Source organism: Micromonospora rosaria (assembly GCF_001567585.1).
Taxonomy (GTDB): domain Bacteria; phylum Actinomycetota; class Actinomycetes; order Mycobacteriales; family Micromonosporaceae; genus Micromonospora; species Micromonospora rosaria.
In genome coordinates this window covers 45,984-63,661 of record NZ_LRQV01000023.1, presented here as the reverse complement: position 1 = coordinate 63,661, position 17,678 = coordinate 45,984, and the positions used below count along the sequence as shown (strand labels likewise).

General features: G+C 73.0%; 19 protein-coding genes, 1 pseudogene and 1 riboswitch. Of the genes and pseudogenes, 5 read left to right on the top strand and 15 right to left on the bottom strand.

The window, feature by feature from the left end; all coding sequences use genetic code 11:
* The 6 genes and pseudogenes from AWW66_RS09530 to AWW66_RS09505 form a co-directional block, all read right to left on the bottom strand.
* A pseudogene (locus tag AWW66_RS09530) lies at positions 1-327 on the bottom strand (hypothetical protein); the annotation flags it as partial.
* A gap of 39 nt (positions 328-366) precedes the next feature.
* A complete protein-coding gene (locus AWW66_RS09525) occupies positions 367-1,113 on the bottom strand; it encodes a GTP-binding protein (RefSeq protein WP_083978352.1) in 747 nt (248 codons plus the stop codon).
* Positions 1,091-1,567 (bottom strand): DUF742 domain-containing protein, encoded by a 477-nt coding sequence (locus AWW66_RS09520; RefSeq protein WP_083978351.1) that lies wholly within the window; start codon positions 1,565-1,567, stop codon positions 1,091-1,093. The genes AWW66_RS09525 and AWW66_RS09520 overlap by 23 nt, the downstream gene beginning before the upstream one ends.
* Positions 1,564-2,034 carry a roadblock/LC7 domain-containing protein gene (locus AWW66_RS09515; protein ID WP_067362866.1) on the bottom strand — a complete coding sequence of 157 codons (471 nt, stop codon included), beginning with the start codon at positions 2,032-2,034 and terminating at the stop codon, positions 1,564-1,566. The genes AWW66_RS09520 and AWW66_RS09515 overlap by 4 nt, the downstream gene beginning before the upstream one ends.
* A complete protein-coding gene (locus AWW66_RS09510) occupies positions 2,031-4,691 on the bottom strand; it encodes a sensor histidine kinase (RefSeq protein ID WP_067362863.1) in 2,661 nt (886 codons plus the stop codon). The genes AWW66_RS09515 and AWW66_RS09510 overlap by 4 nt, the downstream gene beginning before the upstream one ends.
* Complete coding sequence (locus AWW66_RS09505; RefSeq protein WP_067362911.1) at positions 4,678-5,871, bottom strand: hypothetical protein; 1,194 nt, start codon at positions 5,869-5,871, stop codon at positions 4,678-4,680. Before AWW66_RS09505 ends, AWW66_RS09510 begins: the two co-directional genes overlap by 14 nt.
* Positions 5,872-6,244: 373 nt before the next feature.
* Here AWW66_RS09505 and AWW66_RS09500 point away from each other — a divergent pair, with 373 nt between their 5' ends.
* The 3 genes from AWW66_RS09500 to AWW66_RS09490 all read left to right on the top strand — a co-directional run bounded on the left by AWW66_RS09500 (position 6,245) and on the right by AWW66_RS09490 (position 10,648).
* Positions 6,245-9,118 carry an alpha/beta fold hydrolase gene (locus AWW66_RS09500; protein ID WP_067362860.1) on the top strand — a complete coding sequence of 958 codons (2,874 nt, stop codon included), beginning with the start codon at positions 6,245-6,247 and terminating at the stop codon, positions 9,116-9,118.
* Entirely contained in the window at positions 9,118-10,020 is a 903-nt protein-coding gene (locus AWW66_RS09495) for an ABC transporter permease (protein WP_067362853.1), read from the top strand. Before AWW66_RS09500 ends, AWW66_RS09495 begins: the two co-directional genes overlap by 1 nt.
* A 178-nt stretch (positions 10,021-10,198) precedes the next feature.
* Positions 10,199-10,648: a DoxX family protein gene (locus AWW66_RS09490; RefSeq protein WP_067362850.1), complete on the top strand. Its 450-nt coding sequence runs from the start codon at positions 10,199-10,201 to the stop codon at positions 10,646-10,648.
* Between the two features lie 93 nt (positions 10,649-10,741).
* Here AWW66_RS09490 and AWW66_RS09485 read toward each other — a convergent pair whose 3' ends face one another.
* The 6 genes from AWW66_RS09485 to AWW66_RS09460 all read right to left on the bottom strand — a co-directional run bounded on the left by AWW66_RS09485 (position 10,742) and on the right by AWW66_RS09460 (position 13,701).
* The gene (locus AWW66_RS09485; RefSeq protein ID WP_157527306.1) at positions 10,742-11,542 is read right to left on the bottom strand and encodes a hypothetical protein; all 801 of its coding nucleotides are present in this window, start codon (positions 11,540-11,542) and stop codon (positions 10,742-10,744) included.
* Between the two features lie 8 nt (positions 11,543-11,550).
* Complete coding sequence (locus tag AWW66_RS09480) at positions 11,551-11,892, bottom strand: hypothetical protein (protein WP_067362845.1); 342 nt, start codon at positions 11,890-11,892, stop codon at positions 11,551-11,553.
* A 261-nt stretch (positions 11,893-12,153) separates the two neighbouring features.
* Positions 12,154-12,603, bottom strand: a complete 450-nt coding sequence (locus tag AWW66_RS09475) for an Rv0361 family membrane protein (protein WP_157527305.1) — start codon at positions 12,601-12,603, stop codon at positions 12,154-12,156.
* Between the two features lie 39 nt (positions 12,604-12,642).
* Positions 12,643-12,888: a hypothetical protein gene (locus tag AWW66_RS09470; protein ID WP_067362843.1), complete on the bottom strand. Its 246-nt coding sequence runs from the start codon at positions 12,886-12,888 to the stop codon at positions 12,643-12,645.
* Complete coding sequence (locus tag AWW66_RS09465) at positions 12,885-13,178, bottom strand: DivIVA domain-containing protein (RefSeq protein WP_245648083.1); 294 nt, start codon at positions 13,176-13,178, stop codon at positions 12,885-12,887. Before AWW66_RS09465 ends, AWW66_RS09470 begins: the two co-directional genes overlap by 4 nt.
* Positions 13,156-13,701: a hypothetical protein gene (locus AWW66_RS09460; protein ID WP_067362841.1), complete on the bottom strand. Its 546-nt coding sequence runs from the start codon at positions 13,699-13,701 to the stop codon at positions 13,156-13,158. The genes AWW66_RS09465 and AWW66_RS09460 overlap by 23 nt, the downstream gene beginning before the upstream one ends.
* A 274-nt stretch (positions 13,702-13,975) precedes the next feature.
* On the opposite strand from AWW66_RS09460, the gene AWW66_RS09455 reads away from it, so the two are divergent.
* Positions 13,976-14,212, top strand: coding sequence for a winged helix-turn-helix domain-containing protein (locus AWW66_RS09455; RefSeq protein WP_067362838.1), 237 nt, complete (start codon positions 13,976-13,978; stop codon positions 14,210-14,212).
* Between the two features lie 8 nt (positions 14,213-14,220).
* Here the strand turns inward: AWW66_RS09455 and AWW66_RS09450 are convergent, their stop codons facing one another.
* The 3 genes from AWW66_RS09450 to AWW66_RS09440 form a co-directional block, all read right to left on the bottom strand.
* Positions 14,221-14,472, bottom strand: coding sequence for a hypothetical protein (locus tag AWW66_RS09450; RefSeq protein ID WP_067362897.1), 252 nt, complete (start codon positions 14,470-14,472; stop codon positions 14,221-14,223).
* Between the two features lie 482 nt (positions 14,473-14,954).
* Positions 14,955-15,590: a hypothetical protein gene (locus AWW66_RS09445; protein WP_067362835.1), complete on the bottom strand. Its 636-nt coding sequence runs from the start codon at positions 15,588-15,590 to the stop codon at positions 14,955-14,957.
* A gap of 76 nt (positions 15,591-15,666) precedes the next feature.
* Positions 15,667-15,930, bottom strand: a complete 264-nt coding sequence (locus tag AWW66_RS09440) for a hypothetical protein (protein WP_067362833.1) — start codon at positions 15,928-15,930, stop codon at positions 15,667-15,669.
* A gap of 230 nt (positions 15,931-16,160) precedes the next feature.
* Positions 16,161-16,293: riboswitch (SAM riboswitch) on the top strand.
* 11 nt (positions 16,294-16,304) lie between these two features.
* Here AWW66_RS09440 and thrC point away from each other — a divergent pair.
* The gene (thrC, locus tag AWW66_RS09435) at positions 16,305-17,588 is read left to right on the top strand and encodes a threonine synthase (protein ID WP_067362830.1); all 1,284 of its coding nucleotides are present in this window, start codon (positions 16,305-16,307) and stop codon (positions 17,586-17,588) included.
* The last annotated feature ends 90 nt before the right edge of the window (positions 17,589-17,678 follow it).

Sequence of the window (17,678 nt, the reverse complement as noted above, 5' to 3'; positions counted from 1 at the left end):
GTCGGCCGGACGCGGCCGGTCCGCAGCGCCGGTCCCGGCCGGGTCGCGCCGGTCCGGCGGGGCGTCGTCGGGGTGGTCGGCGGGGCCGGTGGCGTCCGCCCCGGACGGGCCGGACGGCCCGTCCCGGTCGGTGCCGTCGACGCCGGCGGGGGCCGGCCGGTGCCCGGCCCCGCCGCCTGCCAGGCCGCTGCGGTTCGCACCGCCGGCACCACCCGTACCCGCCTCCGGGCGCGGGCCGGCGTTGCGGCTGCCCGGATCGGCGGCCCGCCGCAACGCCTCCTCCCGTCGGGCCATCCGGGCCAGTGTCTCGTCCAGATCGCCTCGCATACCGTCGCCTCCTTCACGACGGGCCCGGCCGGTTCCGGCTCAGGCCCTCCCGTCCCGGGTGGCCCGGTCCAGCGCGCGGTCCAGGACGACCAGCAGGGCGTCCCGTACCGAGAGCCGTTCCCGGGCGTCGAACTCCACCAGGGGTACCTGTTCACCGATGGCCAGCGCCCAGCGGATCGAGTCGAGGTCGTGGGCCAGCCGGCCGTTGAAGGCGTTCACCCCGACGACGAACGGCAACCCGGCCCGCTCGAAGTAGTCGATCGCCGGGTAGCAGTCGTCGAGCCGGGCGCTGTCGACGACCACCAGCGCGCCCAGCGCGCCCCGGGACAGGTCGTCCCACATGAAGCCGAACCGGGCCTGACCGGGCGTGCCGAACAGGTACAGCTTCAGGCTCTGGTCGATGGTGACGCAGCCGAAGTCCATCGCCACCGTGGTGGTGGTCTTCTCCGAGTCGGCGCCGGGCTCGTCGATGCCGATGCCGGCGCTGGTCATCACCGCCTCGGTGGTGAGCGGGACGATCTCGGAGATGGCGCCGACCGTGGTGGTCTTGCCCACCCCGAACCCGCCGGCCACCACGATCTTGACCGGGATCGGCGCCTTGCCGTTCCGCCGGCCGGCCAGTACGCCCGTCGTGCCCGGCGGCCGGTGCGGCTGCGCGTCCGGGACGGGGGCGACGGCCCGGCCGGTGACCGGACCGACCGCGAGGGCGTACCGGCCGGGGGCGCTGTTGGCGGCGAGTCCGCCCTGCGGCGGGACCGGCCATTCAGGAGATCGCACGGAGTCCATCAATCACTCGCAGGATGAGGTCGGGGTCGTGGGCGTCCACGACGTCACTGACGTGCACATCAAGGTGGCCGGAGGCGCGCAGGTCACCGACCAGGACCCGGGTGACGCCGAGGTGCATCCGGGTCCGGGCGGAGATCTCCGCGACCGAGAGCGGCTCGACGCAGAGCGCGACGATCGCCTGGAGTTCCGGGGTGAGCCGCGCGACCGGTTCGACGCCCCAGGCCGTGCCCGGCGGGCGGGCGGTCACCTGGGTCTCCAGCCCGATCGCCGGGTCGGCCCCGGTGACCCGCCCGGCGGTGAGCACGAAGGGGCGCAGCTCGGCCGGCCGGGCCGGCTCGCTCTCCGGCGCGGGCACCGGCGTCTGGTCGGGGACCGGGGACGGGGCCCGCAGGTACGGCCGGATCCGGAACGTCGGTTCGGCGTCCGTCTCCTCGCCGGCGGGATCCACGGTCACTGCTGGACGGCGTTCTTCAACTCGGCGATCAGGCGCGGGCTGAGCGCACTGCCGGCCCGTCCGGCGAAGAGCGTCATCTCGTACGCCACGGTGCCGAGGTTCGCCGACCGGTCGGCGACCACGCCGAGCACCGAGCCGCTGCTGATCGCGCTGATCAGCAGGTACCCCTCGGCCATGTCCACGATGACCCGGTTCAACCCGCCCAGCGCGTACCAGCTCGCCGCGCCCCCGGCGAGGCTGGTCATGCCGGAGACCACGGCGGCGAGGCGTTCGGCGTTGGACCGGTCCTTGATGGCCGACATGGCCATCAGCAACCCGTCGGAGGAGACCGCGATCGCCTCCAGCACCCCGGCCGTGCTGGAGGTGAAGGAGTCCAGCAGCCAGTTGAAGGTGCGCGCCTCGGGGCTCAGGTCGCCGGCGGGATGACTCTGGTGGTCGACGTTCTCGTGTACGTGCGGGCTGGTCACCGTGTCGTTCCTTCTTCAGTGCGGCGGTCGGGACGGACTTCGCGCAGAGCCCGGGCGACGCCGGTCTCGAACGCGTTGATGAGATCGCGGACCTCGGCCGGGTCGCCGGGGTGCTGGGCGGGGGGCTGCCGGGGCGGCGGGACGGTCAGGTTGGCCCCCGGCACCCGCCGGGTCAGCTTCGTCCGGCCGTCCGCCGGCACCACCGTGACGGGACGCGGGGCGGCCTCCGGCCGGACGACGGGGGACTCTGCCGGTAGGGGCGGGCCGTCCTCCGGCCGGACCTGCTCCGCCCGGCGTACCCCGGACTCGAACTGCTCGACGAGCGCGCGGGCGGCGGCCGGGTCCGCGCCGGTGGCGTCCACCGGGGCGACCACCGGGGCGGTCCGGGGCAGGCTGGCCCCGGGGACCCGCTGCCGGATCCCGGGCATCCGGCCGGGCCGGCTCCCCGGGGCCGGAGCGATCTGGAGCACCTTCGCCCGCACCGGCTCGGCGACGGCCGGCGCGGTACCGGGCGTCGGGGGCGGGCCCGGCGGGGCGGCGGGGTCGGTGGCCGGCGCGGCGCCGAAGGCGTCCCAGGATTCGCCGGTCTCCATGCTCTCGGTCGCCCGGCTGAGCAGCGTCGGGTCGAAGTCGGGCAGCGCCGTCGAGTCCAGCACCGGCCGGGCCGGGCCCGCGCCGACCACGGCCAACGCCCGGCCGGTCCGGGGCGGGGTGTCGGGCCGCCGGCGGGACGGCCCGCTCGGCCCGGGGCGGTCCCGGCTGGGCAGGGCGGCCCGCGCGACCACGGCGCCGGTCCGCTCGGCCGGGCCGACCACCAGGCAGGACCGGGGGATCCGGATGGTGGCGGTGACCCCGCCCGCGGCGGTTGCGGCCAGCGAGACCAGCCAGCCGTGCCGGCGGGCCAGCCGACCCACCACGAAGAGGCCGAGCACCTCGGTCGGGGCGAGGTCGAGCCGCTCCCGGCGGGTGAGCCGGGCGTTCTCCTCGGCCAGCCGCTCCTCGCTCATGCCGATCCCGTGGTCCACCACGGACAGCGTGGCGCCGTCCTCGGTGAGCACCCCGGTGACCACCACCCGGGTGTGCGGCGGGGAGAAGACGGTGGCGTTCTCCATCAGCTCGGCGAGGGTCAGCACCAGGTCGCCGATGACCGCCGGCGCGGCCGAGACGCCGGCCGGCACCTGCACGTCGACCCGGGTGTAGTCCTCGATCTCACCGAGCGCGAGGCGGACCGCGTCGGCCAGCGGCACCGGCGCCACGTGCGCGTCGTCGCCCTTGGCCCCGGAGAGCACCACCAGGCTGCCCGCGTTCCGGCGCAACCGGCTGGAGATGTGGTCGAGCCGGTACATCTGCTCCAGCCGGCCCGGGTCGGTCTCCTGCCGTTCCAGCCGGTCGATCAGGGCGAGCTGCCGGCCCACCAGGTTCTGCGTACGCCGGCCGACGTGGCCGAACATCTGCGCCACGTTGCGCCGGCTGGCCACCTGCCGTTCCACCAGCCCGGCGGCGGTGTTCTGGACCCGCTCGAAGGCACGGGCCAGGTCACCGATCTCGTCGCGGGCCCGGATGTCGACCGGGTCGAGGCGTACCGGCTGGGCGGTGTCGGACTCGTCGTCGGCGACCCGGACCAGCTCGGACTCGGCGACCCGGGCGACCCGGTCGGCGGAGCGGGTGAGCCGGGTCAGCGGCCGGGCCACCGCCCGGCCCACCGCGAAGGCGAGCAGCACGACGACGACCAGGACGGTGACCACCAGGGCGCTCACCCAGTACGCGGCGGACAGGGCCGCGGTGCGGTCGGCGCGCACCTCGGCGGTGACGTCGGCGACCAGCTTCTTCTCGACGAACTGGCCCAGGGTGATCATCGACGAGACGGCCGGGTAGAGCGTCTCCACCTCCAGCCCGGCGGTCGCCGCCACCGGGTCGAGGCCGGACTGCACGAGGAAGTCCGGGTTGGTCCGGGCGGTCACCGCGGCGGCCTCCAGGTCCACCAGGGCGAGCTGCTCGGGGGTGATCAGGCTGCTGAACCGCACGCTCTCCGTGTTCAGGGTGGCCATGTTCGCCACGTAGGCGGTGGCGAGCTGTTCGGTGGGCTGCGCGGCGACCAGCACGATCAGGGTGGCCCCGGCGCTCATCCCCTCACCGGTCCGCAGCATGCCGTCCAGCGCCAGCACCTGCCGTCCGGCGGAGGTACGGGTGTCCACGTCGAAGCGCAGCCGCAGCGCGTCGATCAGGGCGGTGTGCACCGGCCCGTACCCGCCCAGGATCTGCTCCGGGGCGGCCTGCCCGGCCAGAACCGCCGTGCGCAGTTCGGCCAGCGTCCGGATGCCGTCGAGGGCGGTGTCGACCTGGGCCGGCAGGTCGGTGCCGAGGTCGACGCGCAGGTCGGCGATCCGGTCGTCCACCTCGGCGATCTGCTGCACCAGGTCGGTGCGCTCGGCCTGGCCGAGCAGCAGGCCGACGGCGAGCAGCCGCTCCCGCTGGAGGTGTTGCAGCAGCGTGCCGACCCGGCCGGCGACGTGGACGGTACGGGCGATCTCGTCGGCCCGCTGCGCCACCGCGGCCCGTTCCCAGACCACCGGCACGGTGAGCCCGGCCATGCAGAGCAGCGGGATGGTCACCAGCAGGGCGAGCTTGCCCCGGATCCGGAGCCTACCGAGCAGCATCGAAGGGCCTCCACCCGTCGGGTTCCCGCCCCGGGCCCACCGGCTGGAGCACCGGTGCCGGCGTGGCGGGCGCGCGGCCGGGCTGCGGCCCGGTCGGCGGCTCCCACCGACCGGCCCCGGCCGCACCGTCCGGCCCGACGGGTTCGGCGTCCCCGCCGGCCGGGGTGTCTCGCCGACGGGACACCCAGCCGCTTCCGGCGAGGACCAGCAGAAGCAGCCCGGCGACCCCACCGGCGGCGACGTTCAGGGCGACGTCCCGGTCGAACTGCTCGACCCGGTCCCGCAGCAGCCGGTCGAGTTCGTCGAGGATGACCGGCTGGAGCAGTTTGGCGGCGTTCTGCGCCTGGGACCGGACGGCGGCGAGCCGGACCGCGTCCACGGCCTGCGCCCGCCCGGTCGGCTGGGAGACCGCCGCCATCGCCTCGACGGCCCGCTGGTACGTGTCGAGCGGGGTGAGCACGCTCGCGCCGAGGTCGGTGCTCTCCGAGCTGTCCACCGCCGACTGGAGGTTGTTGACGAGGTCGTTCGCGGGCTGGAGGGCGGCGAAGCGGAGGGTGGCCAGCTCGCCCAGGGAGCGGACCCGCTCGGCGGCCGGCCGCTGCTCCATCAGCACCGCCAGGTCGGTGAGGCGGCCGGCGGCCACCATCGCCTCCGGCATCTCCTCGCCGACGCCGTCCTGGAGGAAGTACGAGTCGGAGCCGGGGTCCCGGATCAGGCCGGAGGTCTCCCGGATCTTGCCGTGCAGCGCCAGCAGCAGGTCGGTGACCTCGCCGTACGCGGTGAAGGCGGCCTCCGGGTCGGTCAGCGACCGGTCGGGCAGCCCTTCCAGCTTGGCGCGCAGCCCGGCCCACCGCTCGGTGCTGCGCAGCTCGGCGCCGATCCGGGCGTCGACGGCCGCGGCCTCCTCCACCGCCCGGTCCAGGGCGTCCCGGGACGCCGGCCGCCCGGCGACCGCGGCCGTCTGCGCCTCCACCAGTGCGTCGGTGACCGGGCCGAGGGCACGCAGGTACTCGACGCCGAGGCGCTCCCGTTCGGCCATCGAGCGGTCGGCGTCGACCAGCCGGTGGGCCCGTACGACGAGGAACGCCACCGGCAGGAGCAGCGCGGTGGCGAGGAGCAGCGGCAACAGGCGGCCCGGTGTCCGGGGCCGGCGACGGACCCGCGGAGCGGGAACGGTCATGGTGGTCTCCATCCGGCGTCGGCGCTCGGGTACGGGGGACGGTGTGACAGCTTCGGTCCCGTGCGCCGGACCGGAAACCTAATCGACGGAAGATGCCCTGGTAGGGGTCTGCCACGGTCAGTTCTGCGTCACTTCGGGTGATGTCACGCGAAGAGGTGACCCCGGACACGCTGCGTACTGTTGTCGAGGTGACATGACATGATCAGGTCGGTTATTCACCCCAAGGCGTGAATTCACGTGATCCGAATTCACGCGGGGGAAACGCCGACCGACGTTGTGCGGATGACCTCTTGCGGCTGACGATCGGCCGATCAGGACGGACGTACGGCGGATCTCAGCCAATGCTCAGGATCCGGGCCGTACCGTGTGCCCAATGAGATCGCCGCTTTCGGCTGCGCGGATCCGCCGTGCCCTGCCCACCGGCCGTCGGGCCGTCGCCGCGTCGGCGGCCGTCGCCCTGCTGGCGGGGCTGGTGGTCTGGGCGGTCTGGCCCGACCGGCCGGGCTTCCGGACCGAGTCCGCGATGCTCACCGTGCGCTCCGGGCCGGACGGCGACGAGCCGGTCGACCTGGACACCACGTTCTACCTCCCGGACGGCGCCTCGGCCGACCGGAAGGTCCCCGCCGTGCTGCTCGCGCACGGCTTCGGCGGCACCAAGGAGTCGGTCCGGGCCGACGCCGAGGACCTGGCCGGGCGCGGGTACGCCGTGCTGGCCTGGACCGCCCGGGGCTTCGGCCGCAGCGGCGGCCAGATCCACCTGGACAACCCCGACTACGAGGTCCGCGACGGCCAGCGGCTGCTGGACTGGCTGGCCGCCCGGCCGGAGATCCGGACCGACGCCGAGGGCGATCCCCGGGTCGGCGTGGTCGGCGGCTCGTACGGCGGCGGCCTGGCGCTCCTGCTCGCCGCCCAGGACCAGCGGGTCGACGCGATCGTCCCCATGATCACCTGGAACGACCTGGCCCGCTCCTTCCTGCCGGAGAGCACCGGCGGGGAGACCACCCGGGGCGTCTTCAAGTCCGGCTGGGCCGGCATCTTCTTCGGCGGCGGCGGGAACACCGGCTCCGGCCCGGCCGGGCTCTCCGGCAACACGGCCGCCGAGCAGCCCGAGGGGGCGCCGGCCTCGGCCGGCCCGCCCAGCCCCGCGCCGGGCCAGGGGCCGGGCACCGCACCGGGCGCCCCGACCACCGGGGCCATCGGTGACCCGTCCTGCGGCCGGTTCGCCGCCGACGTCTGCGCCGCGTACCTGCGGATCGCCGCCACCGGCCGGGCCGACCAGGCCGCCGTCGACCTGCTGCGCCGGTCCAGCCCGGCCGGGGTGCTGGACCGGATCGCGGCGCCCACCCTGCTGGTGCAGGGCGCGGCGGACACCCTCTTCCCGCTCACCGAGGCGGACGCCAACGCCCGGGGGATCGCCGCGAACGGCACCCCGGTCCGGGTCGCCTGGTTCACCGGCGGGCACGACGGCGGATCGGGGCCGCGCTCCGACTCCGACCGGGTCAAGTTCCTGACCGCGCAGTGGCTCGACCACTACGTCGCGGGCGAGGGGGCCGCCCCCGGCGACGACTTCACCTTCTCCCGGATCGCCGGGTTCGACGCGATGGACCGGGGCCTGGTGGCGACCGGCTACCGCCGCACCGACTACCCCGGGCTGGCCGGGGACGCCCGGCGCGAGGTCGCGCTGGCCGGGCCGCCCCAGCCGGTCGCCAACCCGCCCGGCGGCAACCCGGCCGCGATCTCCTCGCTGCCCTTCGCCGGTTCGCTGAGTTCGCTGCTCGGCGGGGTGGCCGGGGACATCCCCGGGCAGCACGCCCGGTTCGAGTCCGAGCCGCTGACCGAGGCCGTCGACGTGGTCGGGTCACCGACGGTGCGGATCCGGGCGGCGTCGGCCACCGGCGAGGCGGTCGTCTTCGTCAAGCTCTACGACGTCGACCCGCAGGGCGGGGCCACCCTGCCCAGCGGGCTGGTCGCCCCGGTCCGGCTGACCGGCCTGCCGGAGACGGTCGACGCGGCCCAGCCGGTCACCGTCACCCTGCCGGCGATCGTGCACCGGGTCGAGGCCGGGCACCGGCTCCGGCTGGTGGTCGCCACCTCCGACCAGGCGTACACCACGCCGACCGCGCCGACCGTCTACACCGTGGCGGCCGGCGACGCGCCGGTGAGCCTGCCCACGGTCACCGCGACCCCGATCCCGACCGAGGCCGCCCTGTGGCGCTGGGTGCTGGCCGGGCTGCTCGCCGCGATCGTGGTCGGGCTCGTCGTGGTCGTCGCCGTGGTCCGCCGCCGGCACCGCCGCCAGGACAGCTCGATCCATCCCGGGTACGCCGGCACCCCGCTGGCCGTCCGCAACCTGCGCAAGGCGTACGCCGACGGCTTCGTCGCCGTGTCGAACGTGGACTTCGAGGTGCACCCCGGGCAGGTGGTCGGCCTGCTCGGGCCGAACGGGGCGGGCAAGACCACCACGCTGCGGGTGCTGATGGGGCTGACCCAGCCCACCGCCGGGGAGATCTACGTCTTCGGGCACCGGCTGGTGCCCGGCTCCCCGGTGCTGTCCCGGATCGGTTCACTCGTGGAGGGGCCGGGCTTCCTGCCGCACCTGTCCGGGCTGGACAACCTCAGGGCGTACTGGCGGGCGACCGGACGGCCGTGGGAGGACGCGCACTTCGACCAGGCGCTGGAGATCGCCGGGTTGGGCGACTCGGTGCACCGCAAGACCCGCAAGTACAGCCACGGGATGCGGCAGCGGCTCGCCATCGCCCAGGCCATGCTGGGGCTGCCCGAGCTGCTGGTGCTCGACGAGCCGACCGACGGGCTGGACCCGCCGCAGATCGCCGAGATGCGCCGGGTGCTCCAGCGGTACGCCACCGACGGGCGGGCGGTGCTGGTCTCCAGCCACCTGCTCGCCGAGGTGGAGCAGACCTGCACCCACGCGGTGGTGGTGAACAAGGGGCGGATCGTCGCCTCCGGGCCGGTCGAGGAGATCGTCGGCGAGTCGCCGAGCGTGCTGTTCGACGTGAGCGACCCGGACGCCGCCCGGGAGGTGCTGGACCGCCTGGAGGGGGTCCGGGTGCTGCCCGACGGTGAGGGGGGCCTGGTGGTGGACACCAACGGCACCGCCCGCAGCGAGGTGGTGGCCGAACTGGTCCGGGCCGGGGTCGGGGTGGACCGGGTGGTGCCGAGGCGCCGCCTGGAGGACGCGTTCCTCGCCCTGGTCGGCGAGAACTCTCGGGGAAGCGGAGACCGGTGATGGGTGAGTCGTCGTCGAGCGCCGGTACGCGCCCCGCCGCGGCGGGTACGGTCGGGGCGGCGGCGGGCTACCGCCCGTCGGCCACCCTGCCGTTCTGGGTGGAGTTCCGCCGGCAGGCGTCACGGCGGCGGACCCAGCTCGCGCTGGGGTTCATGGTCCTGCTGCCGTTGATCATCCTGATCGCGTTCCAGTTCGAGACGAACAACGAGGAGGAGAACGGCGGGGGTGAGTTCGGCAGCCTGATCGACCTGGCCACCACCGGCGGGCTGAACTTCACCCTCTTCTCGATCTTCGTGTCGGCGTCGTTCCTGTTGGTCGTGGTGGTGGCGCTGTTCTGCGGGGACACCGTGGCCAGCGAGGCGAGCTGGGGGAGCCTGCGCTACCTGCTGGCGGTCCCGGTGCCCCGGGCCCGGCTGCTGGCGGTCAAGCTGCTGGTGGCGCTCAGCTACTCGGCGCTGGCCCTGCTGCTGCTCGCCGGCACCGCGCTGCTCGCCGGCACCCTGCGCTACGGCTGGTCGCCGCTGCGCAGCACGGTCGCCGCCCAGATCGAGCCGGGCGAGGGGGTGCTGCGCCTGCTCGGCGTGCTCGGGTACCTGGCGGTCGTCCTGCTGGCGGTGGCCGGGCTGGCGTTCCTGCTCTCCGTGGTCACCGACGCCGCGCTCGGCGCGGTCGGCGGCGCGGTGCTGCTCTGGATCCTGTCCAGCATCCTGGACCAGATCACCGCGCTCGGCGTGGTACGCGACTTCCTGCCGACCCACTACAGCACCGCCTGGCTGGGGCTGCTCTCCACCCCGGTGCAGACCGACGACCTGGTCCGGGGCGCCATCTCGGCGATCAGCTACGCCACCCTCTTCTGGGGCCTCGCCTTCTGGCGCTTCACCCGCAAGGACATCACCAGCTAGGTGCAAGGAAGGGCCCCCTGTTAACGCTTTCGGTAGAGCAGGGGCCCCTTCTTAACCCCGGAGGTCCATCCCAACCTGCCGTGGGAGCGTTCCCACGAAGAGGGATTGCATCGACGGTCATTAAATCGTTGAGGCATTCTGTCAACTCCAGGTCACATCCCTGTCATGGAGGTGTCAGATGAACCCCGACCGGTTAAGCCAACCGGCGCTGTCCCTGTTCCGCATGGTCGTCGGTCTGCTCTTCCTCTTCCACGGCGCCGCGTCGCTGTTCGGCGTCTTCGGCGGCAACCGGGGCGCCGGCACCTCGGTGCCGATCGGTGAGTGGCCAGGCTGGTGGGCGGCGTTGATCCAGTTCACCTGCGGGGTGCTGGTGCTCGTCGGTCTCTTCACCCGCCCCGCCGCGCTGCTCGCGTCCGGCTCGATGGCGTACGCGTACTTCGTGGTGCACCAGCCCGAGGCGCTGCTGCCGCTGCGCAACGGCGGCGAACTGGCTGCCCTCTTCTGCTGGTCGTTCGTCCTGATCGCCGTCCTCGGGCCGGGCCGGTGGGCGCTGGACACCCTGCTCTGGCAGCGCCGCGCCGGGGCCCGGGTCGACAGCGTGGAGGAACCTCGACCGGTGGCTGCCTGAGTTCCGGCTACCGCCGGCCGGCTCCGACGCCGCGGAGCCGGCCCTGGCCGACCAGACCGCCCGAGCTGTCCACTGAGCAGATGGACCTTCCTGTTACGGCCGAAGCGCGGCCTGTGGAGGTGGCACGACCTTGTCGAGTTGCCGCTCCAGACTGAGCGGATCGTCGAAGAACTCGACGTCACTGACGGTTCGGAGTTCAGCGACGATTGCGGGAGACCAGTCCTGCGCGGAGCCGTCCAGCGCCGCGACCCGGCTCTCTTTCGCGATCTTCGACAAGCCGAAGACGTGATAGCAGTGTTCAGCGGCCTGATCCGGGTCGCGCAGGCTGACGGCCTGGACATATGCCGCCTTGCCGTCGTTCGTGACACGTAGGGTGACCGGGCGCGTGCGTCCCGACGCCAGCGGCATCGGCGCGTCCCGCTGTAGCTCGCGGCTGCGACCGGCCCAGACGGTGACGCGGTCTGCGACCCGGTCGACGAACCTCATCCCCGCCTGGCGAGGGGCGAGCCACCGAAGTTGATCGGTGCGCAGCGATGCCTGGGCGACATCGAGAATGAGCCTGCCCAACTCCTCAGCCGCTCCGAAAGTCGCGATCTCCCCGGGTGCGGCGTTGACGCCGTTGAGCCCGCCGCCCGCCATGATCTCAGCGAACGCCTCGGCCGCCCGGCCGGCGACGAGGTTCACCCCCGCCATCGTCAAGAGGGTCGCGGCGGCGGCCCGATCGGTGATCCGGTAGCCGGTGCCCATCGGCTCAACGAGTACCCGCACACCGTCGCCGTCGCCGTAAGTCAGGGGTAGGTCGACCAGGAGACCGTCGCCGTAGGGATGAACGACGGTGTCGTCGTTCATCGCTCGGAGGACAGCGCCGATGACAGTCGCGGCATCCACGATCATCTCCCTCCTCACGGCTCTCGCCAGGTGAAGTCGTCCCCGATCGCGATGAAGCACTCCGCAGCGAACGCTTCCAGGATCGCACGATACGTGCCGGGTGCGACCCTCGGTTGGAGCGGAACGGGTGGGATGTCGTCCGGCTCGTACGCACCCTCGTCGCCTCCGCCCGGCTCGCTCGGCTTCAGCAGGTTGACCGTCATCCGAAGCCGGCACGGCGCAAGCACCGTGACGGCGGTGCCGACACGGATGACGCCCTCCCTGATCACGCGGTTCTTCGTGGTCCAGGTGATGCCGCCCACGGTCACCGCAGCCGCGAGTGGCGACAGCAGCGCCCCGAGATTCGCGGCCGTCATCAATCGGGAAGTCTGTCGACTCACCAGCGCGCCCTTCCGGTCCAGCGGGTTCCAGGGTTGCGGTCCTCCCGGTGATCGGCGGTCAGTGGCCACTCCCCACGGTGCGCGCCGTGTCGTCGCATACGTGAAGGCTTCCTGTCGCCGATGCGGACCATGCTGCCCCCGCCGACACCTGGACGCGAGCCCATCTCGCTCGGCGTGTCGGGTCGGACACTGAAGGAGAAAATCCACCGGCGGGGCCACGCCCACCGACTCGTCCGGTCAACTGCACACCTTCCAGGTGCCGTTCTCCTTCACCACCTGGAAGATCCGGTTGTCGCCCCCGGTGCTGACGGTCACCTCGCCGGTGGAGGTGCCGTTCACGGTACGTACCGAGGTGTTGGTGATCCGGTACTCGCCCAGCGGCTCGGCCGACCACTGCCGGGTGAACTGCTCCTCGGTCATCTCGCCGCGCAGCCGCTCGCAGAGCCGCTCGTAGGCGGCGGGGTAGTCACCCGACCGGGTGTCCTCCAGGTACCCCGAGACCACGTCCCGGGCCGGCGCGGTGCTGGTCTGGACGGTACGGAAGATCCAGAAGCCGCCGCCGGCCACCCCGCCGCAGCAGAGCAGCGTCACCACGGCAGCCACGATGATCAAAGTTCGGGTCGTCCTGGTGAGTCCACGGGGCTTCGGCGGCGGGCCGGGCATCCCGTAGTTCGGGGGGTAGGTCACGCCGGCAGCATAGAAACCCCAGGCCAGCCCGGGGCTGGTTCACCGGTCCAGACATCGGTCGGGGTGGTTCGTTCGGAGCGCACATCGTCGGTCGCCGCCGAGCGGAGCGTCACACCAGACCCGCCGCCGGGTCGACTGGTCGTCCTCCGCAGAGATGGTCAGCTCGCCGAAGTCGAGCGCCGGCACGTGTCGCAGCGAGTCCCGCAACGCCTGGGCCAGCCGGTCGACACCCTCGGCCGAGGTGGCCGCCGCGGGCAGGTGCAGGACCCACCGCGCCGTGCTCACCAGTACCGCCGTCGGTTGCCCCCGCGCCGTCGCGGCTCCGGCCCGCGCCAGCACCCGGCCCCGTGCGCGGTGGCCGACGAGCGCAGGGCCCGGGTGATCCGGTTGGTCTCGGTGCGGGCGGTGACGACCTCGCGGGTGAGTCGTTCGATCTCGTCGGCGAGCAGGTCGAGGTACGCGTACACCTGGTCGGGGTCGAGGCCGCGCCACCGGCGGCCGAAGCGCGCCGCGCGGACCCGGCCGGCGTGCAGGTCGCCGCGGGCGATCCGCTCAGGTGGTCGCGGTGCCGACACCGGACACACCCCTGGTGTACGCGGCCAGCGCGCCCGCCGCCGCCGACAGGCTGGCGGTCATCAGGCTCAGCTCACCCGCCGCCTGCTCCCACTTCTCGACCACGCCGGCGGTGACCTGCTCAGGTTGCCCGGCCCCGGCAAGCTGCCGACCGGCGGCGACGATCCGGGCGGGCATCGCCCGGACCCGATCGGCCGCCGCGTCGAACTGCTCCCTGGTGCTGTCGAGCACGTCGACCAGCGCGCCGATCCCGGCCAGCGGCTCGTGCGCGGCGTGGGCGCGCAGTCGGTGCGTCCCGTCGGAGAGCATCCGTTCGGCCTCGCCGGCCAGGTCGAGGGCGTCCTCGGCGCAACGCGTGGCCTGCCGGATCGCCGGGTGCGCGCACCCGTGGCCGGTCCGCTCCAGCAGCGCCCCGGTCGCCGCCACCGCCCGGTACGCCTCCCGCAGCTCCCCAGCCACCTGCTCCACCGCTGCCAACGCCGTACCCGTTGTCGGTGCGTTCTCCGTCGATGTCTCCGGTGTCATGTTTCCCTCCCTGTGGCTCGTCGCGACTTCGCTGTGGCCGGGTGCCGGGGCGGTGTCGGCCGGTGCTCAGGCTGGTCGACTGAACACCGGCACACCGCCCCGACACGTCCCGGGTGGGGGCACCCGGGGTGAGGTCACCCTGTTTTGCCGACGAGGGCCGCCTCTCGCTCAACATATGATGCCTAGTGTCACTAGTGCAACCCCTGGTATCCCAAGAACTTGATGTCTCAAGATGGGAGTGGTCAGATGGTGGTGCCGACGAGGGAGCACCACCATGTCAGTCACGCCGTTCTACGAGCGCATCGCCAACGACGTCCGCGACCAGATCAGGTCCGGTGAGCTGAAGCCCGGCGACAAGCTGCCGTCCATCTCCGAGCTGTGCAAGCAGTACGGTGTGTCGACCCAAGTCATCCGGTCGGCCATGCTGGTCCTGCGTGCCGAGGGGCTGGTGGAGGGCCATCAGGGGCGAGGGGTCTACGTCCGGGACAACGGTGGCGGCGGAGAGTCCTGACCCGTTCGTCAGATCGTGCGGAGGTAGCCGCGTAGCTGGTCCCGGGAGCCCCGGAGCAGGGTGCAGGCCTCCTCGATCGCCCGCCGGGCCCCGGTCACCCGGCCGTCCACCATGCGCAGCACCGTCGGATTGCCGCCCGCCAGCGTCGACATGAGGGTCGCGTGGTTGCGGGTCAGCCGGTCGATGACGCCGACGAGATGGTGGTGGTTGCGCTCGATCAGCTCGATGACCGACTCCAGGTCCGCCGTCAGACCGGCCACGGTGACGCCCCCGCTGGCGCGGTGACGGCCGGCGTAGGTCCGCCGGGTCGACCGTCGCCCGCCGGGGCGCGGCCGGGGTACGTCCGCCGCCAGTCGGACCGGCGGCTGGCCCAGGGTCTCCGCCCGGCCCACGGCCCGGGGCCCGGTCGCGCCCGGCGAACGGGGAGCGGGAGCATTCGCCGCTGCTGCCGATGGCGAATCGTCCGGGGCTTTGGTCCGGTCCCGAACGGTGTCGAACGCTGCCGCGAGAGCCGACTTGGCCACCGCGCCCAGAGTGAAGCCGAATGCGACGCCCGCGAACGTCACCTTGGCCGGGTCGAGGGGAACTCCGTGCTTGTTCACCACCGCTGCGGCATAGACGCCGGCCGTTGTGCCGGCCAATTCGACGAGCTTGCCCAGGAACTCCTTGGGGCCCTCGAAGCGCCAGGTGCGGAGAAAGGAGTTCTCCTGGGCCTGCCGTCGATTTCGCCGGTGGCGATGGTTCACAACTCGACGACGGGATCGAGGAAGGCGCACTGGGTGGCGATCATCATCGGCAGGTTCGCCGCCACCTCCTGCGCGATCTCCTGCGCGCTGCCCCGGTCGGCGTCGGCCGGGTCGTCCTCCTCGTCCTCGGCCGCCAGGTACTCGCAGGCCGCCCAGAGGTTCGGGTGCAGGAAGGAGAAGGCCCACATGACGTACGCCGTGTTGTGCACCGCCACCCGGGGCTGCCCGTGGTGCCCCATCCGGTGGTACTCCGGCTCCTCCGGCGTGGTGCCCAGCCCCTCGGCGGTGGGAAAGAGGCGGTACCGCCGGAACACCTGCTCCAACGGCCCGTCCGGGTCGAACTCCAGCAGCAGGCCACGCCGGATCAGGGCGGTGACCAGCGCCTCGGCGTCCGGTGGCGAGTTCGGGGCGGCGGTCAGGCTCCGGACCAGTTCCCGCCGGTCCACCTGGAGCTTGGCGTGGCCCCGTACGTCCACGTAGGCGAAGCCGTACGCGCCGAGTTCGGCCTCGGTGAGGTCCACCACGTCGCCGCCGAGGTGGACCTCCCAGGTCTCCGGCGTCGGGTCGGGCGGGCGGACGTACCGGTGCTGTGGCCCGAGGCTGAAACCCACGGGGACGATCACGCGGGGCACGCTGCCTCCCTCCCTGCCGTGCTGGTCGACCGTCCGGCTCGGTGGGTCAACGAGTGACCAGGGGTGGGCGCTGCGGTCACCCGAGCACGCCCATGTAGGTGCGGGCCGCCTCGGAGCTGCCCTGGATGAGGGTCATCGCCTCGACGAGGCGCTGCTTGCTCTGCTCGGCGCGGCCGATCGCCTCGGTGATCGCCGGGTGCCCGCTGCCGGCGGCGACGGCGCGGAGGCGTACCAGGGCCTGCTCGGTCTGGTCGAGGCTGGCCCGGATCTGGTTGACCACCACGTCACCCTGCTCGGTGGCCTGGATCAGCGCGGCCTTTACCTGTTCGATGCTCGCCATGCCAGCCCTTCCCGGTCGGCGGCTGTTTCAGGTGCGGGAGGCGGTGGTCGTCGCTCGCTGTGCCGATCCGAAGCTATCGAATGGGGTAGATCGGTGTCTCACGTTGAGTCGCCAGGTTGACACTGCCGGTGTTTTTGTGATCAAGTCGCTCCACGCGGCGTGGCTCACACCCTGGGAAGTCCGGGTGCCGGTCGCGGCGACGCGCCGTAGACTCGGCGAGACAACTGCATACCTCATCCAGAGGGGCTGAGGGATACGGCCCGACGACGCCCCGGCAACCACCCGCACGCTCGACGACGAGCGATCTGCGGGCAGGTGCCAATTCCGTCCCCGCCGCAGGGTGCGATGTGGGAAAGATGAGAGGAACTCTCGACATGACGTCGACCCTCCCCGCCGGTATCGACACCGCCACCAGCCCCGCCCGTGCCCTGGTCTGTCGGGCCTGTCAGGCGCGCTACCCGCTCGCCGGCCAGCACGCCTGTTACGAGTGTTTCGGCCCGCTGGAGGTCGACTACGACCTCGCCGCGCTGGCCACCGTCACCCGGGAGCAGATCGAGGCCGGGCCGCGCAACATCTGGCGGTACGCCGCCCTGCTGCCCGCCGGGCAGGACCCGGCCACCCGGGTCACCCTGGACCCGGGCTTCACCCCGCTGGTTGCCGCCGGGAACCTCGCCGCCGAGCTGGGCATCACCGCGCCGCTCTGGATCAAGGACGACAGCGCGAACCCCACCCACTCGTTCAAGGACCGGGTGGTCTCCGTCGCGCTGACCGCCGCCCGCTCGCTCGGCTACACCCGGTTCGCCTGCGCCTCCACCGGCAACCTGGCGAACTCGGTGGCCGCCCACGCCGCCCGCGCCGGGACGCCGTCGGTCGTCTTCATCCCCAGCGACCTGGAGCCGGGCAAGGTCGTCACCACCGCCGTGTACGGCGGCGAGCTGGTCGCGATCGACGGGTCGTACGACGACGTGAACCGGCTCTGCGGCGAGCTGGTGGAGACCGACGAGTTCGAGGACACCGCGTTCGTCAACGTGAACGTGCGGCCGTACTACGCCGAGGGCTCCAAGACCCTCGGGTACGAGGTGGCCGAGCAGGTCGGCTGGCGGATTCCGGCGCAGGTGGTCATCCCGATGGCCAGCGGCGAGCTGCTCACGAAGGTCGACAAGGCGTTCACCGAGCTGGTCGAGATCGGCCTGGTCGAGGCGCCGGCCGGCGGCTGGAAGGTCTTCGGCGCCCAGTCGGCCGGCTGCAACCCGATCGCCACCGCCCTGCACGCCGACACCGACACCATCACCCCGGTCAAGCCGACCGGCATCGCCAAGTCGCTCAACATTGGCGACCCGGCCGCCGGCCTGTACGCGCTGGAGGCGGTCCGCCGCACCGGCGGCTGGATGGAGTACGTCGACGACGACGAGATCCGGGCCGGCATCCAGCTCCTGGCCCGCACCACCGGGATCTTCGCCGAGACCGCGGGTGGGGTGACCGTCGCCGTGCTGCGCAAGCTCGTCGAGTCCGGCCGGCTGGACCCGGCCGCCGAGACGGTCGTGTTCAACACCGGTGAGGGGCTGAAGACCATCGACGCGGTCGCCGAGCAGGTCGGCCCGACCCACAGGATCAAGCCCTCGCTGCGCGCCGCCCGGGAGGCCGGCCTGCTGGGCTGAGCCCTCGGTGTCCGGGTCGGCGCCTCGGGACAGCGGACGCCGGATGGCGAATCACCCGATCGGAGGATATGGCCGATCCGGCGGGTAACC

Coding starts and splice junctions, on each gene's coding strand:
- AWW66_RS09525 (WP_083978352.1), bottom strand. CDS start 1,113: ATGGACTCCGTGCGATCTCCTGAATGGCCGGTCCCGCCGCAGGGCGGA.
- AWW66_RS09510 (WP_067362863.1), bottom strand. CDS start 4,691: ATGCTGCTCGGTAGGCTCCGGATCCGGGGCAAGCTCGCCCTGCTGGTG.
- AWW66_RS09505 (WP_067362911.1), bottom strand. CDS start 5,871: ATGACCGTTCCCGCTCCGCGGGTCCGTCGCCGGCCCCGGACACCGGGC.
- AWW66_RS09500 (WP_067362860.1), top strand. CDS start 6,245: ATGAGATCGCCGCTTTCGGCTGCGCGGATCCGCCGTGCCCTGCCCACC.
- AWW66_RS09495 (WP_067362853.1), top strand. CDS start 9,118: ATGGGTGAGTCGTCGTCGAGCGCCGGTACGCGCCCCGCCGCGGCGGGT.
- AWW66_RS09490 (WP_067362850.1), top strand. CDS start 10,199: ATGAACCCCGACCGGTTAAGCCAACCGGCGCTGTCCCTGTTCCGCATG.
- AWW66_RS09485 (WP_157527306.1), bottom strand. CDS start 11,542: ATGATCGTGGATGCCGCGACTGTCATCGGCGCTGTCCTCCGAGCGATG.
- AWW66_RS09480 (WP_067362845.1), bottom strand. CDS start 11,892: ATGACGGCCGCGAATCTCGGGGCGCTGCTGTCGCCACTCGCGGCTGCG.
- AWW66_RS09460 (WP_067362841.1), bottom strand. CDS start 13,701: ATGACACCGGAGACATCGACGGAGAACGCACCGACAACGGGTACGGCG.
- AWW66_RS09455 (WP_067362838.1), top strand. CDS start 13,976: ATGTCAGTCACGCCGTTCTACGAGCGCATCGCCAACGACGTCCGCGAC.
- AWW66_RS09440 (WP_067362833.1), bottom strand. CDS start 15,930: ATGGCGAGCATCGAACAGGTAAAGGCCGCGCTGATCCAGGCCACCGAG.
- thrC (WP_067362830.1), top strand. CDS start 16,305: ATGACGTCGACCCTCCCCGCCGGTATCGACACCGCCACCAGCCCCGCC.